This window comes from Pseudomonas anuradhapurensis (genome assembly GCF_014269225.2).
GTDB classification, from domain to species: Bacteria; Pseudomonadota; Gammaproteobacteria; order Pseudomonadales; family Pseudomonadaceae; genus Aquipseudomonas; species Aquipseudomonas anuradhapurensis.
In genome coordinates, this window is the sequence record NZ_CP077097.1 from 1,326,683 (window position 1) to 1,340,611 (window position 13,929).

General features: G+C 64.2%; 16 protein-coding genes and 1 pseudogene. All 17 read left to right on the forward strand.

The window, feature by feature from the left end; translation table 11 throughout:
* Positions 1-69: 69 nt before the first annotated feature.
* The 17 genes and pseudogenes from HU763_RS06020 to recA all read left to right on the forward strand — a co-directional run bounded on the left by HU763_RS06020 (position 70) and on the right by recA (position 13,917).
* Positions 70-396 carry a GPW/gp25 family protein gene (locus HU763_RS06020; RefSeq protein WP_170028676.1) on the forward strand — a complete coding sequence of 109 codons (327 nt, stop codon included), beginning with the start codon at positions 70-72 and terminating at the stop codon, positions 394-396.
* The gene (locus tag HU763_RS06025; protein WP_186689809.1) at positions 393-1,274 is read left to right on the forward strand and encodes a baseplate assembly protein; all 882 of its coding nucleotides are present in this window, start codon (positions 393-395) and stop codon (positions 1,272-1,274) included. Before HU763_RS06020 ends, HU763_RS06025 begins: the two co-directional genes overlap by 4 nt.
* Before the next feature lies 1 nt (position 1,275).
* Positions 1,276-1,884, forward strand: coding sequence for a phage tail protein I (locus tag HU763_RS06030; RefSeq protein WP_186689807.1), 609 nt, complete (start codon positions 1,276-1,278; stop codon positions 1,882-1,884).
* Positions 1,877-3,088: pseudogene (locus HU763_RS24665) on the forward strand (phage tail protein); the annotation flags it as partial. The gene HU763_RS06030 and the pseudogene HU763_RS24665, both read left to right, overlap by 8 nt.
* Before the next feature lie 819 nt (positions 3,089-3,907).
* Positions 3,908-4,252, forward strand: coding sequence for a gp53-like domain-containing protein (locus HU763_RS24990; RefSeq protein WP_420831049.1), 345 nt, complete (start codon positions 3,908-3,910; stop codon positions 4,250-4,252).
* Between the two features lie 66 nt (positions 4,253-4,318).
* On the forward strand, positions 4,319-4,750 hold the full coding sequence (locus tag HU763_RS06040; RefSeq protein ID WP_186689805.1) for a phage tail assembly chaperone: 432 nt from the start codon (positions 4,319-4,321) through the stop codon (positions 4,748-4,750).
* Between the two features lie 82 nt (positions 4,751-4,832).
* On the forward strand, positions 4,833-5,999 hold the full coding sequence (locus HU763_RS06045) for a phage tail sheath subtilisin-like domain-containing protein (RefSeq protein WP_186689803.1): 1,167 nt from the start codon (positions 4,833-4,835) through the stop codon (positions 5,997-5,999).
* A 13-nt stretch (positions 6,000-6,012) separates the two neighbouring features.
* Positions 6,013-6,522, forward strand: coding sequence for a phage major tail tube protein (locus HU763_RS06050; protein ID WP_170028682.1), 510 nt, complete (start codon positions 6,013-6,015; stop codon positions 6,520-6,522).
* A gap of 10 nt (positions 6,523-6,532) precedes the next feature.
* Complete coding sequence (locus tag HU763_RS06055; protein WP_170028683.1) at positions 6,533-6,835, forward strand: phage tail assembly protein; 303 nt, start codon at positions 6,533-6,535, stop codon at positions 6,833-6,835.
* A 125-nt stretch (positions 6,836-6,960) separates the two neighbouring features.
* Positions 6,961-9,039: a hypothetical protein gene (locus tag HU763_RS06060; RefSeq protein WP_186689801.1), complete on the forward strand. Its 2,079-nt coding sequence runs from the start codon at positions 6,961-6,963 to the stop codon at positions 9,037-9,039.
* Positions 9,040-9,048: 9 nt separating this feature from the next.
* Positions 9,049-9,894, forward strand: coding sequence for a phage tail protein (locus tag HU763_RS06065; RefSeq protein WP_186689799.1), 846 nt, complete (start codon positions 9,049-9,051; stop codon positions 9,892-9,894).
* The gene (locus tag HU763_RS06070; RefSeq protein WP_170028686.1) at positions 9,869-10,075 is read left to right on the forward strand and encodes a tail protein X; all 207 of its coding nucleotides are present in this window, start codon (positions 9,869-9,871) and stop codon (positions 10,073-10,075) included. The genes HU763_RS06065 and HU763_RS06070 overlap by 26 nt, the downstream gene beginning before the upstream one ends.
* A gap of 4 nt (positions 10,076-10,079) precedes the next feature.
* Positions 10,080-11,114, forward strand: a complete 1,035-nt coding sequence (locus HU763_RS06075; RefSeq protein WP_186689797.1) for a phage late control D family protein — start codon at positions 10,080-10,082, stop codon at positions 11,112-11,114.
* 27 nt (positions 11,115-11,141) lie between these two features.
* Positions 11,142-11,690 carry a glycoside hydrolase family 19 protein gene (locus HU763_RS06080; RefSeq protein ID WP_170028688.1) on the forward strand — a complete coding sequence of 183 codons (549 nt, stop codon included), beginning with the start codon at positions 11,142-11,144 and terminating at the stop codon, positions 11,688-11,690.
* Positions 11,684-12,172, forward strand: a complete 489-nt coding sequence (locus HU763_RS06085; RefSeq protein ID WP_225931929.1) for a lysis system i-spanin subunit Rz — start codon at positions 11,684-11,686, stop codon at positions 12,170-12,172. Before HU763_RS06080 ends, HU763_RS06085 begins: the two co-directional genes overlap by 7 nt.
* 91 nt (positions 12,173-12,263) lie before the next feature.
* Positions 12,264-12,746: a CinA family protein gene (locus HU763_RS06090; RefSeq protein WP_170028689.1), complete on the forward strand. Its 483-nt coding sequence runs from the start codon at positions 12,264-12,266 to the stop codon at positions 12,744-12,746.
* 103 nt (positions 12,747-12,849) lie between these two features.
* The gene (gene recA / locus HU763_RS06095; protein WP_170028690.1) at positions 12,850-13,917 is read left to right on the forward strand and encodes a recombinase RecA; all 1,068 of its coding nucleotides are present in this window, start codon (positions 12,850-12,852) and stop codon (positions 13,915-13,917) included.
* Positions 13,918-13,929: the final 12 nt, after the last annotated feature.

Sequence of the window (13,929 nt, forward strand, 5' to 3'; positions counted from 1 at the left end):
AAGCCCGCCGATGCGGGCTTTTTCATACCAGGAGAATGCCATGCATACCCATGAACAGGGCGGCGCACCATGATCGGCATGGACCGCCGCACCGGCCAGCCACTGGCCGGCATCGATCATCTGCGCCAGTCCATCGAAGACATCCTCGGCACACCGCTGGGCAGCCGGCGCATGCGCCCGGAATACGGCAGCCAGCTGCGGCGTTTCGTCGACTTGCCGGTCAACGAGGGCTGGAAGAGCGCCGTGCAGGCCGAAGTGGCGCGCGCGCTGGGCCGCTGGGAGCCGCGCCTGCAGCTGCAGCGGGTCCGGGTGGTCGCGGTGCTCGACGGTCAGGTCAGCCTGGCGCTCAGCGGCCGCTACCTGGGCGACGAAGCGCTGCTGGAGGTGAACGTATGAGCCAAGTCGATCTGTCGAAACTGCCCACCCCGCAGCTGCTGGAGGACCTGGACTACGAAGCGCTCTACCAGGCCGATCTGGACACCTTCCGGGATTACCTGGGCGACGCCTGGACCGCCAACCTGGAAAGCGACCCGGTCACCAAGCTGCTCGAGGTCGGCGCCTACCGCAAGCTGCTCAACCGGGCGCGCATCAACGATGCCGCCAAGGCGTTGCTGCTGGCCTATGCCCAGGGCAGCGACCTTGACCAGCTGGCGGCCAATGTCGGCCTGCAGCGCCTGGTGATCCAGGCCGAGGACCTGGCCAGCGTCCCGCCGGTCGAGGCGCTGCTGGAGGCGGACGATGCCCTGCGTGAGCGGGTGCAACTGGTTTATGAAGGCCTGACCACGGCCGGCCCGCGCAACAGTTACATCCTGCATGCCCGCAACGCTTCGGGCCAGGTGGCTGACGCCACCGCCGAAAGCCCGTCGCCGGCCGTGGTGGATGTCACCGTGCTGAGCCTGGAAGGTAACGGCGAAGCCAGTGCCGAGCTGCTGGCGCAGGTAGCGGCTTACCTCAATGACGACGATGTCCGGCCGGTGGCCGACCGGGTCAACGTACGTAGCGCCGAGGTGCTGCCATACCGCATCGATGCCGTGCTGTATCTGGCCGACAACGGCCCCGAGTACGAAGCGATTCTCGCCGAGTGCCAACGCCGCCTGCAGGCCTGGATCAACCCGCGCCGACGCCTGGGGGTGGAAGTGGCACGCTCTGGCATCGATGCGCAACTGCACATCGATGGGGTCAGCCGGGTCGAGTTGCATGGCTGGGCCGACATCCGCCCGAGCAAGGCGCAGGCGGCCTGGTGCAGCGGCTTCACCCTGAAGCGGGGGAACTGACATGCACAGCCTGTTGCCGCTCAACCGCACTGCGCTGGAGCGGGCCATCGAAGTGGCTGCCGACGAGGACCTCAAGGTCAGCCTGCGCCAACTCTACAACCCCGCTACCTGCCCGGCGCACCTTCTGTACCAACTGGCCTGGGCCTGGTCGGTGGACCGTTGGGAGGACAGCTGGAGCGATGAAATCAAACGCTCGGTGATCCGCTCGGCGTTCTTCGTCCATGCCCACAAAGGCACCTTGGGTGCACTGCGGCGGGTAGTGGAGCCGTTCGGCTACCTGATCGAGGTAGAGGAATGGTGGCAAACCACACCGCCGGCCCCGGCGGGCACCTTTGCGCTGAAGATCGGCGTTTCCGATGCCGGCATCAGCGAAGGCACCTACCAGGAGCTGTCTGCGCTGATCGACGACGCCCGCCCGGTCAGCCGCCACCTGACCGGCCTGGTGATCAGCCTCGAAAGCCGTGGCGCCCTTCATTTCGGCTGCGCGATCCAGGACGGCGACGAACTGGACATCTACCCGCTGGCGCCCCGTGACATCGAAGTCAGCGGCGTGGTGGGGCGTGGCGGCCGTGAACACACAATCGATACCTTGGACATTGCACATGGTTGACCAGACTTCTCAGTTCTACGCCATCCTCACCAACGTGGGCGCGGCGAAACAGGCCAATGCCGATGCCTTGGGCATTGCCTGGAAAATCACCCAGATGGGTGTCGGCGATGCCAACGGCAGCGACCCTACCCCGAATGCCACCCAGACCAGCCTGATCAACGAATGGCGCCGCGCGCCGTTGAACCAGCTGAAGGTGGATGACAAGAACAGCGCGATCATCATTGCCGAACAGGTCATCCCGGCTGACGTCGGCGGCAAGTGGATTCGCGAGATCGCGCTTTACGATGCCGATGGCGACATGGTTGCCGTGGCCAACTGCGCGCCCACCTACAAGCCGCTGTTGAGCCAGGGCTCGGGACGGACCCAGGTAGTGCGGATGAACCTGGTGGTCAGCAGCGCCAGCAATGTGCAGCTGAAGATCGATCCGGCGGTGGTGCTGGCGACTCGGGAGTGGGTTACCGAGGAACTGGCCAGGCAGGATTTCAAGCATTCGGTGGTGGCGGCGACTACGGCAAACATTGCCTTGACCGGGTTGCAGACGGTTGATGGCGTGGCGCTGACTGCCGGGGCGCGGGTGTTGGTGAAGAACCAGACCGCAGCCAAGGATAATGGCCTGTATCTGGTGGCCGGCGGCGCTTGGACCCGCTGTTCCGATGCGGACAGTAGCGCCAAGGTAACCCCTGGCATGCTGGTGCTGGTCGAACGCGGCACGGTCAACGCGGAAAGCGTCTGGCAGCTGGTGACCGATGCGCCGATTACCCTGGGGGTTACTGCCCTGGCGTATGAAATGGTGTTTGGACGCACCGGTGTGGCTAGCGGCACTTACCGCAGCGTCACGGTGGATACTTACGGCCGCGTCATCGCTGCGACCAACCCGACTACGGTGGCGGGGTATGGCTTGACCGATGTCTACACAAAGACGCAGGTCGACCAGGCACTTGCGCTTAAAGCGCCCTTGGCCAGCCCCGCGCTGACGGGCGTGCCGACGGCGCCCACAGCGGTGGCAGGGACCAATACGGCTCAGCTAGCGAACACCGCGTTTGTGCAGGCTGCAATTGCAGCGTTGGTGGCATCGTCGCCGGGCGCTCTGGACACTCTCAACGAGTTGGCGGCGGCGTTGGGCAACGATCCGAACTTCGCCACGACAGTGACCAACGCCCTGGCGCTCAAGGCGCCTTTGGCCAGTCCGGTGTTTACCGGCGCCCCAAGAGGTCCGACACCAGCCCAGTTCTATGCTGACACATCCTTGGCCACGACCGAGTTTGTGCAGCGCGCCCTCGGGAACTACCGTTTCTCTGTATTCAACATCAGCGCTAACCGCGTGCTGACGGCTGACGATCTCGGGAGCACCCTGGCGACGAACACTGCGTCAAATATTACCTTGACGCTGCCTAACGTGGCCGATATTGCTGGTGGCGGGGCTTTTCACATTTACAATCAAGGGGCCGGTACGACGACCATTGCGCCAGCAACTGGGGGCGGCTCGATTCGTGCGGGTAACGGCAACCTAGCCACGCTGGAGGTGCTGCCCGGCGATACCGTGACGCTTGTGCGCATCCCTGGTGATGGTGTGTGGTACGCGCTGCACGGTAGTGCGGCGATTCGTTATTCTGGCGCGCTAAAGGCCGCAGTTTGGACAACTCAATTACAGTTTGATAGCTCTAAGGCGCTGGCTACCACTGAGTTCGTACAACGAGCATTGGGTAACCTGAGGGGCGTCATAAATATCACAGACAGTCTCTCCCTGACGGCTGCTCATATGGGGGCACAGCTTGTGGGAGCCGCCGAACTGGCGGGTAAAACTATCACGCTTCCACCGATTGCGAGCGTTGGCGTTGGTGCCTTGATTCACTTCTCTTCTGGCGCCAATCCTTCGCCCTTAACTATCAAAGCGTACGGAGCTGAACTGATCGCCCCGGGAGCAGGTGCAGGTTATACCGTCAATTCCTTTGAAATGGCATCGCTGGATTCGGTAGTGCTGGTTAACGTAGGGACTGGGTGGCGTATGGTCGGCGGCTCTCAGATGAACAAGCACAGCGGGCAGTTCCTGGCAAACCTGGGGGTAAACGGCTACCAGAAGTTGCCGAGCGGCTTAATCAGGCAGTGGGGCTGCATTCTAGCGCCCACCGGTGGCTCAAGTGCAGCTATCGATATTGTTTTCCCGGTCCAGTTTCCCAACGCATGCCTTAATGTCGTGGGGTCAATCGGAATATGGACCTCGGATTATGACGCTGTGGCGATTCATCGATCCTGTCGACAGGCGCTTAGCATAGGCATGCCATTGAAGAACGGGGTTGACGCACAGGTGTTTATTGATAACAACGTACAGAGCATGCGGGTTGTGTACTGGGAAGCCACGGGCAATTAGGGAGCGTGATGACTCTTATGCAAGTTGCAGTCAGTGGAATTCTTAATTAAAGGGTATTGATTGCTTATGGCCATTTTCACTAGTAAATCGAGCAAGACTTTCTTTGATAGTGCGATTCATAACGCTATTCCCGAAGACGCGCTTGAGATAACCCGGGAGCAACACGCTGAGTTATTCGCCGGCAAAAGCGCCGGCAAGGTTATCTGTTGGGGGGCCGACGGCATGCCATATCTGGCGTATCCGCCCAAGCCAACCAAGGCTGAGCTGGAGGAACAGGCGCGCGTATGGCGTGACGGACAATTGCTGGTTACTGACCCGCTTGTTGCTCGCCATCGTGATGAGCAAGAGGCTGACGGCGAAACCACGCTGACCAGTGAGCAATATTCTCAACTCCAGCAGTATCGCAAGTGGCTTCGCGAGTGGCCCCAGGTTGAGTCGTTCCCCAGTGACGGTCAGCGCCCTGTGGCGCCGTCCTGGCTCGCTGAATTAGTCGAATAACGCCCCGCACCGACGGGGCGTTTTCTTTTCCGCTGTCCCACTTGGCCCTGCTTTGCGGGGCCTTTTCATATCTGGAGTAAACATGGCTGGATTCTTCCACGGCGTCACCGTAACAAACATCGACACCGGTGCCCGCAGCATCGCGCTGCCTTCTTCCTCGATCATCGGCCTGGTCGACACCTTCACCGAGGGCGCCGGCGCCACGGCCAAGGCCAACGACCTGGTGCTGATCACCAGCGAGCGTGAAGCGGTCGCCGCCTTCGGCGAAAACGCGGCCATCACCAAAGCCTGCCGCGCCATCTACACCCGCGCCAAGGCGGTCATCGTCGCCTGCGGCGTGGCCAAGCTGGACGATGCAGCGGAGCAGACCGCCGCGATCATCGGCGCGGTGCAGGCCGACGGCAAACGCACCGGCCTGCAGGCGCTGCTGGACGGCAAGAGCCGTTTCAACGCCCAGCCACGCCTGCTGGCAGCGCCGCGCCACAGCGCCACCCAGGCGGTGGGCACGGCACTGGTGGCCCTGGCCGACAAGCTGCGCGGCATCGCCATCATCGACGGCCCCAACAGCACCGACCAGGCGGCCATCGACTACGCGAAGAACTTCGGCGCCAAACGCGCCTTCCTGGTCGACCCGGGCGTGCAGTACTGGGATAACGGCGAGCAAGCCACCCTCGATGCGCCCGGTTCGGCCTGGGTCGCCGGCCTGTTCGCCTGGACCGACCGCGAATACGGTTTCTGGGCCTCGCCCTCGAACAAGGAGTTCGTCGGCATCACCGGTACCACCCGCCCGGTGGAGTTCCTCGATGGTGATGACAGCTGCCGCGCCAACCTGCTGAACAACGCCAACATCGCCACCATCATCCGCGACGACGGCTTCCGCCTGTGGGGCAACCGTACCCTGTCGAGCGACCCGAAATGGGCGTTCGTCACCCGCGTACGGACCCTGGACATCGTCATGGACGCGATCCTCTACGGCCACAAGTGGGCTGTCGACCGCGCCATCACCGCCACCTACGTCAAGGACGTCACCGAGGGCCTGCAGGCCTTCATGCGCGACCTGAAGAACCAGGGCGCGATCATCAACTTCGAGGTCTTCGCCGACCCGGAGCTGAACACCGCCAGCCAGCTCGAGCAGGGCAAGGTGTACTGGAACATCCGCTTCACCGATGTGCCACCTGCCGAAAACCCCAATTTCCGCGTCGAAGTCACCAACCAGTGGCTGACCGAAGTCCTCGATTCCGCCGCTTAAGGAGCGCATCCACATGGCAATGATTCCCGAAACCCTGGCCAACCTGAACCTGTTCGTCGATGGCGTCAGCTTCCAGGGCGATGTACCCAGCCTGACCCTGCCCAAACTCACCCTGAAGATGGAAGAGCACCGCCCTGGCGGCATGGACATGCCGGTCGAGATGGACCTGGGCATGGAGAAGCAGGAGGCGGCCTTCACCACCACCGGCGTGCGCCGCGAAGCGCTGAAGTTCTTCGGCCTGGCCGACGGCAGCGGCTTCAACGGCACGTTCCGCGGCGCCTTCAAGGGCCTCAAGGGCAAGATCAACCCGGTAGTGGTCACCCTGCGTGGCACGCTCAAGGAAATCGACATGGGCGACTGGAAGTCCGGTGACAAGGCCGAGATCAAGCACAGCGTCGGCCTGACCTACTACAAGCTCGAAGTCGATGGCCGCCTGGTCTACGAGATCGACGCGCTGGGCATGAAGCGTGTGATCGATGGCGTTGACCAACTGGCCGCCCAGCGCGCCGCGCTTGGCTTGTAAGGAGATGACCATGGCTCACGTGAACAAGCAGCCCCAATGGCTGACCCTGAGCGCCGACCGCGTCACCGTGCGCCTGTCACGCCCCAGCGAAGCCAATGGCGTCCAGGTCGACAGCCTGTCGCTGCGGGCGCCGACCGTGCGCGATATCCGCAATGCCCAGGCCGGCGGCGTGGACGATGACGAGCAGCGTGAACTGAACCTGTTCGCGTCGCTGGCCGAGGTCGGCATCAAGGACCTCGAAGGCCTCACACTGAAGGACTATAGCCGCCTGCAGAGCGGTTATTTTCGCCTGGTGCAGGACGACGAACTTTGACCCGGCCCGGCAAAAGGCCGCCGCCCGACGGCTGGCCAAGGAGCTGAATTTTTCCGCGAGCGAAATCATGACCATGTCGTACAGCGACATGGTCTGGTGGCTCGCCCCGTGACAAGGAGGAACCTATGGCGAACACACAGCTGTTCTCGCTCGGGCTCGGCGTCACCGCCATCAACCCCTTGGGCCAGGCCATCGAGCTGCTGCGCCGGGATGTCGAACGCCTGCGCAGGCAGGCTGACGGCACCCGGCTGGGCCGGCTCGTCGGCGAAGTGATCCGGCTGGGGGTGGAGCTCGGCAAGCTACGCCAGGTCGAGCGCCAGCTGGCGCTGGACCAGGCACAGCAAGACCAACAGGCGATCGCCGGGCTGCTGGATGAAGCCGATGCCGTTGAGCGTTTGCGCCGGCATTACCTGATGCTGGACCGGGTGATTGCCGGGCTGGCGCAGCTCAAGCCGCTGCCGGGGCAGATGACGGTCAATGTCTTTCAACAATGGCACTCGGTGGTGCAGGGGCAAGGCGCAGCCGCACCAGGCAAGGTGCAAGCGCCTGCGCAAGGTCCCGCGAAGGCTTCCAGGCAGGCTCCCGGCGTGCATGCCGATGACGGCACGAGCAACCTCGCCGCGGGCCTGGCGTTGGTCGCTGGCGGTAGCGGGGCTGCTATCGCTGGCGTCGTGCGCAAACTGCCCCCGGAAAGACGGCGCGCGATACGCCAGCGTGTTGCCAAGGAGTGGCAGGACAACCGTGTCGAAACCTTCGGCAAGGTCGCCAAGGCGGTCATCACCGCCGAGGATGGCGAAGAAAGGGCACGTGGCGTCGGCGCTGCCGTCGGTGAAATCGGCGGTCGCATGCTGGGCGCCATGGCACCGCTGCTGTTCAAAGGTAAAGGCAAAGCGCTGGGCAAAGCCTCGAGCAGCAGCATGAGCAGGGGGAGTCGCCAGCGCAGGCGTCAGAGCAAGCGCAAAGCTGAACTCAAGGCGCAAAAAGACCCGGCCCGCAAGCAGGCGGCTGGAAACGCAGCAGAGAAAACGCAGGAGGAGGCCGCGCAGGAGCAATGGGCCAAATTCGGCGGCCAGGTGGGCGAGGCTGCGGGAGGGGAGGCCGGCGGTGCGCTGTTCAACTGGATCACGCAGGAGGAAAAGCCAGCGCCGCAAAGCAGCGAGGCGCCTTTGCTGGAGGAGGCGCAAGCCATTGCCCAGGGCGTCTCTTCCCTACCTTCGCTCGGCACAGGCAAACAGCTGCCATTGGCAGGAACACTGTTCAAGCGCGTGCCACTGACGGCAGTGCTGGATACCTCGCTGCAGGTGGCCGACATCTACCAGAGTGACGGCACTGCCGCGGAAAAGCTGCAAGGCTATGGCGAGGTTTTCGGCGGCTTGGGTGGCAACCTGGCCGGCACCTCGGCCGGGTGGCTCGGTGGCGCGGCAGCAGGTGCCATGCTTGGCTCGGTGGTACCGGGTGTAGGAACCGTGATCGGCGGCGCGGTCGGTGGCCTGCTGGGCAGCCTGGGTGGCGGTTATCTGGGCGGCATCGGCGGTGAATGGGTCGGGGGCGCGTTGGGCAAGGCCGTGGCAGCCGTCGTCGGCTCCGATGAGCCAGCGGCGAGCCAGGATATTGCCGCTTCCCCGGAACAACCAAGCCGCTTGCAGAAAGGCGTCAGCACACCTGCACCGTTGCCTGCCACTGCGACAGCGCAGTTGGTTGGCAGCCTGGCCGGTTCATCGGCCGGTGGGCTCGGTGGTGCGGCAGCCGGCGCGATGATCGGCTCGGTGGTACCGGGTATCGGAACCGTGATCGGCGCCGCGGTCGGTGGCCTGCTGGGCAGCCTGGGTGGCAGTTACCTGGGCGGCATGGGCGCCAAGCTCATTGGCGACGCGTCGGGCAAGGCCGGGCAAGCTGTCGCCGGCTCGGCTATGCCGCAGGCGAACCAGGAGGTTGCCGGTTTCCCCGAGCAGGCGACCCGATTGCCGAAAAACGTCGGCCCGCCCACGCCGTCGCCTGCTGTTTCGATACCGCCGTCCCCGGCTATGGCTCCACCCGCCATCAACCAGCAATTCACCTTCACCGCCAATATGCCGGTGACCTTGCACAACAGCTTCGATGACCCGACCACCCTGCAACAACTGGAAACCATCGCTCGCCGCGTGCTCGACGACCTGATGCGTCAGGCGCGCGCGGTGCAGATGGTCGATCAACCACAGCCATGAGGAGCACCCATGACCTACCTGGAACAGTTGCAAGGCGGCTTGCATGCACTGGTCAAGGCGGGCGAGGCGGGGCGTCGGCGTGCCGACGCCATGCTCGACCCGATGAACCAGGCGGTCGTCCATGCCAGGGAGGCGGCCGCCGAGCTCGAAGCCCTGCCATGGATCGGCCCGCAAATCGGCAAACGCCTGCAGCGCACCCTGCGCGCCATCGACTCGGCCAGGCAGCGCGTCGACAAGGTGATTGCCAAGTACGACCAGGCCCTCGATGTGGTGCGCAAGGTGCGCGCCCGCGTCGAGGCCTTCACCGAGCACCTGGGCAAGGCCGGCGCGGCTGTGCGGCGGGTGATCGGGGATGTGCGCTCGGTCGCCAACGGTGTGTTGTCGACCTTCGGCTTCGCCCCGGACGCAACGCCGACGGCGCAGGCGATCAAGCCGTTCCCGCACCTGCTGGTACTGCAGCCGCTGCAGGCCAACAGCGCGCCGTATTACTTCAACCTCGACACCGCCGCCTTCGATCAACTGCGCCGGCAAACGCGCTTTCGCTGGGCCGGGCAGGAGCGCCTGGGCCGCGAGCATGCCCAGCAGGCGGTGAGCCAGGGTGAAGAGAGCATCACCATCCGTGGCGCGATCTACCCGGGCTTCAAGGGCGGGCTGGGCCAGCTGCAGGCCCTGCGTGGCATCGGCCGCCAGCTGCTGCCGCTGTCGTTGACCACCGGCTATGGCGAAGTGCTCGGCACCTGGTGCCTGACCCGCATCGAGGAAGAGCAGGGCACCTTGCTGGCTGGCGGCATTCCACGCAAACAAGGTTTCTCACTGGAGTTCGTCAGTTATGGACAAGACCTGCAAAACGTCTGAGGGCGACCTGCTCGATACCCTCTGCCAGCAGTATTACGGGCATCTCGATGGCAGCGTCGAAGCGGTGTTGCAAGCCAACCAGGGCTTGGCCGATGAGGCGCAGCCATTTCGCAGCGGCGTGACGTTCCGCTTGCCGGCACTGGCGCTGGCAGCGGCTGACGTCGTGCAGCTGTGGAGCTGATGCCATGCAGCCACAATTTCGCATCCAGGCCGATGGCAAGGACATTACCGCACTGATCAACGATCGCCTGTTGCTGCTGCGGACCACCGACAAACCGGGCATGGAAGCGGATGACTTCGAGCTGCGCATCGATGCCCGGGACGGGACCGTGGCCGTACCGGCTCGCGGTGCACTGATCGAGCTGCATCTGGGTTACGCCGGCCAGCCGCTGACCCGGCTGGGGCGTTACACCGTCGATGAAATCGAGTTGTCCGGCCCGCCCGATACCTTGGTGATTCGCGGCAAGGCCAGCGACCTGCGCGGCAGTGGCCGGACCGTCCGCAGCGGCAGCTGGGAAGCCGTGCCGTTGCAGCGCATCGTCGCCGACATCGGTGCGCGCAATGGCTGGCAGGCAATCTGCCCAGTGCTCACGCAGGTACCTCGGGTCGACCAGGTCAACGAATCGGACTTCAACTTCATCACCCGCCTGGCTCGCCAATACGACAGCACCGCCAAACTTGCCAATGGCCAACTGCTGGTATTGCCGCGCCAGGGCGGGCAGAGCGCCAGCGGCACGCCCCTGGGCGTGGTCGGCATTACCCGTGGCGAGGTCAGCCAGTGGCACTTTCGCCTTGACGACAAGGCCGCGCGCAAGGCCGTGCGCACCCGCCATTTCGACGCAGCCAGTGGCGAGGCCAGGACCATCGAGCTGGGCAACGATGACGCCGCCGGGGGGCAGCGGCCGGTGCATACCGACCGCCATCTCTACCCCAACCGCGCTGCCGCCGAGGAGGCAGCCAGGGCCCGCCTGGCCAGCTTCAACCGCGCTACCGCCCAGGTGCGCCTGGACATGCCGGGGCGTACCGACCTGTTCGCCGAACGCAGCATCGACCTGCATGGTTTTGTCGATGGCCTCGACGGGCAATACCAGATCGACTCGGTGGAGCAGGTGTTCACCAGCTCGGGCTGGCGCACCACCGTGCAGGGCAATGCTGGCAAGGCGGGCAAAGTACAGGCCAAGGGCGCGGCACCGCGTCGTCAGGCCGCGATCAAGGCTTGAGCAGCGATACAGGGAGAAAAGTCATCCATGCTCACTGAAACACAATTGCTACAGATCTTGCCGAACGCCCGCCCGGTAGCGGGCGTTTTTCTTTCGGCACTGAACCTCAGCCTGCCGCGCTGGGAAATCGACAACCCCAAGCGCGTGGCGGCGTTCATCGCCCAGGTTGGCCATGAGTCCGGGCAGTTCCGGTATGTGAAGGAACTCGGCAACGACCAATACCTGGCGCGCTACGACACTGGCAGCCTGGCCTTGCGCCTGGGCAATACGCCACAGGCCGATGGCGATGGCCAGCGGTACTGTGGGCGCGGCCTGATCCAGGTGACCGGGCGCAACAATTACCAGGCCTGCAGCCGCGCGTTGTTCGGCGACGAGCGCTTGCTGGCGCAGCCGCAACTGCTCGAACAGCCACGCTGGGCCTGTGAGTCGGCGGCGTGGTTCTGGCATTCGCGTGGGCTCAATGCCCTGGCAGACCGCGGCGAGTTCAACCGCATCACGCGTCATATCAATGGTGGGCTCAATGGCCTGGAGGACCGGCTCAAGCTCTGGGCGCGGGCGCGCGAGGTGTTGTGTTGAGCCGGTGGCAGCTGGCGCTCGCTGGCTGCCTGCTGATGCTGTCCATGGCCCTGGCCTGGCAGGTTCAGGGCTGGCGCTATGGCCGGCAGCTGGCGCAACTGGCGCAAGCCCAGGCGCAAGCCGAGGCTGTCCGGCTGCTGGCCGAACGTGAACGGCGTCAGCTGCTCGAACGACGCCTGGAAGAAAGTGAAACCCGTCATTTCAAGGAACTTGCCGATGTCCAGCAGTCTCAGGCTCGCCTGCGTGATCGTCTTGCTACTGCCGATCTGCGCCTGTCGGTCCTGGTCGAACGCGACACCCTCCCTGGCGCAGTGCCCGCCACCACCACCAGCGCCACCCGCCTGGATCATGCAACCGTACGTGCCGGACTTGAGCCGGCGCATGCTCGACGAATTGTCGCCATCACCGATGAAGGCGACCGGGGGTTGATTGCGCTACGGGCTTGCCAGGCTTACGTGCGGGAGGTGCGCGGCGGGCCTTGAGGCAGGCCCGGACGCATCTGGCGCCTGCGAGCCATGCACGCGACAGGCGCAAAAATGTTACGTTGTCTGCATGCCCTTCAAGGAACCCGACATGGACCCGATCACCGTCCTCGCCAGCCGTCTCGGCGAACATCTGCGCCGCTTCAACGCCCAGGTCAGCACTGCTGAATCGTGCACCGGCGGTGGTATCGCCGAAGCCATCACCCGTGTTCCAGGCAGCTCTGCCTGGTTCGAGGCCGGCTACGTGACCTATTCCAATGCCCAGAAAACCCGCCAGTTGAACGTGCCGGCGGCGTTGTTCGCCGAGGTTGGCGCAGTCAGCCAGGAGGTGGTCGAGGCCATGGCCCGTGGAGCCCAGGCCGCCAGTGGTGCGCGCTTCGCCGTGGCAGTCAGTGGCGTGGCCGGGCCCGACGGCGGGTCGCCGGCCAAACCGGTGGGCACCGTGTGGCTGGCCTGGGCCGATGGCAACCATGTAACCAGCGAACGCCGGCACTTCGAGGGCGACCGCGAAGCCGTGCGCCGACAGACGGTGATCGCCGCGTTAGACGGCTTGTTACAGCTTGGTGCCGAGTAAATCGACAACAGGGGTTTGCTCGCGCGCTTGCCTGTGGAATAATACTGGCTACTTATACAGGTATTCCGGCCGTCAGGGCCAAGTCGAACACGTGAGGATTTCAATGGACGACAACAAGAAGCGCGCCTTGGCTGCGGCCCTGGGTCAAATCGAACGCCAATTCGGCAAGGGTGCGGTCATGCGCATGGGCGACCATGAGCGCCAGGCGATCCCTGCCATCTCCACCGGCTCCCTGGGCCTGGACATCGCCCTCGGCATCGGCGGCCTGCCGAAAGGCCGTATCGTCGAAATCTACGGCCCGGAGTCGTCGGGTAAGACCACGCTGACCCTGTCGGTCATCGCCGAAGCCCAGAAGAACGGCGCCACCTGTGCCTTCGTCGACGCCGAACACGCGCTCGACCCGGAATATGCCGGCAAGCTGGGTGTCAATGTCGATGACCTGCTGGTTTCCCAGCCGGACACCGGCGAACAGGCGCTGGAAATCACCGACATGCTGGTGCGCTCCAATGCCGTTGACGTGATCATCGTCGACTCCGTGGCCGCCCTGGTACCCAAGGCCGAGATCGAAGGCGAGATGGGTGACATGCACGTGGGCCTGCAGGCTCGCCTGATGTCCCAGGCGCTGCGCAAGATCACCGGTAACATCAAGAACGCCAACTGCCTGGTCATCTTCATCAACCAGATCCGTATGAAGATCGGCGTGATGTTCGGCAGCCCGGAAACCACCACCGGTGGTAACGCCCTGAAGTTCTACGCCTCGGTGCGTCTGGACATCCGTCGTACCGGTGCAGTCAAGGAAGGCGACGAGGTGGTCGGCAGCGAAACCCGCGTCAAGATCGTCAAGAACAAGGTGTCGCCACCGTTCCGTCAGGCCGAGTTCCAGATCCTCTACGGCAAGGGCATCTACCGGAATGGCGAGATCATCGACCTGGGTGTGGCCCAAGGGCTCGTCGAGAAGTCCGGTGCCTGGTATGCCTACCAGGGCAACAAAATCGGTCAAGGTAAGGCAAACGCTGCCAAGTACCTGGCTGAGAACCCGGCCATCGGCGCCGAGATCGAGAAGCAGATCCGCGAGAAGCTGCTGACCGCTGGTGCTGTTGCGGCTGCCGGCAAGGCTGCTGCGGCCGAAGCTGATGCCGATGACATGGCCGACGCTGACGCCGGTTATTGATTGCACGGATAG

Coding starts and splice junctions, on each gene's coding strand:
- HU763_RS06020 (WP_170028676.1), top strand. CDS start 70: ATGATCGGCATGGACCGCCGCACCGGCCAGCCACTGGCCGGCATCGAT.
- HU763_RS06025 (WP_186689809.1), top strand. CDS start 393: ATGAGCCAAGTCGATCTGTCGAAACTGCCCACCCCGCAGCTGCTGGAG.
- HU763_RS06030 (WP_186689807.1), top strand. CDS start 1,276: ATGCACAGCCTGTTGCCGCTCAACCGCACTGCGCTGGAGCGGGCCATC.
- HU763_RS24990 (WP_420831049.1), top strand. CDS start 3,908: ATGAACAAGCACAGCGGGCAGTTCCTGGCAAACCTGGGGGTAAACGGC.
- HU763_RS06040 (WP_186689805.1), top strand. CDS start 4,319: ATGGCCATTTTCACTAGTAAATCGAGCAAGACTTTCTTTGATAGTGCG.
- HU763_RS06045 (WP_186689803.1), top strand. CDS start 4,833: ATGGCTGGATTCTTCCACGGCGTCACCGTAACAAACATCGACACCGGT.
- HU763_RS06050 (WP_170028682.1), top strand. CDS start 6,013: ATGGCAATGATTCCCGAAACCCTGGCCAACCTGAACCTGTTCGTCGAT.
- HU763_RS06055 (WP_170028683.1), top strand. CDS start 6,533: ATGGCTCACGTGAACAAGCAGCCCCAATGGCTGACCCTGAGCGCCGAC.
- HU763_RS06060 (WP_186689801.1), top strand. CDS start 6,961: ATGGCGAACACACAGCTGTTCTCGCTCGGGCTCGGCGTCACCGCCATC.
- HU763_RS06065 (WP_186689799.1), top strand. CDS start 9,049: ATGACCTACCTGGAACAGTTGCAAGGCGGCTTGCATGCACTGGTCAAG.
- HU763_RS06070 (WP_170028686.1), top strand. CDS start 9,869: ATGGACAAGACCTGCAAAACGTCTGAGGGCGACCTGCTCGATACCCTC.
- HU763_RS06075 (WP_186689797.1), top strand. CDS start 10,080: ATGCAGCCACAATTTCGCATCCAGGCCGATGGCAAGGACATTACCGCA.
- HU763_RS06080 (WP_170028688.1), top strand. CDS start 11,142: ATGCTCACTGAAACACAATTGCTACAGATCTTGCCGAACGCCCGCCCG.
- HU763_RS06090 (WP_170028689.1), top strand. CDS start 12,264: ATGGACCCGATCACCGTCCTCGCCAGCCGTCTCGGCGAACATCTGCGC.
- recA (WP_170028690.1), top strand. CDS start 12,850: ATGGACGACAACAAGAAGCGCGCCTTGGCTGCGGCCCTGGGTCAAATC.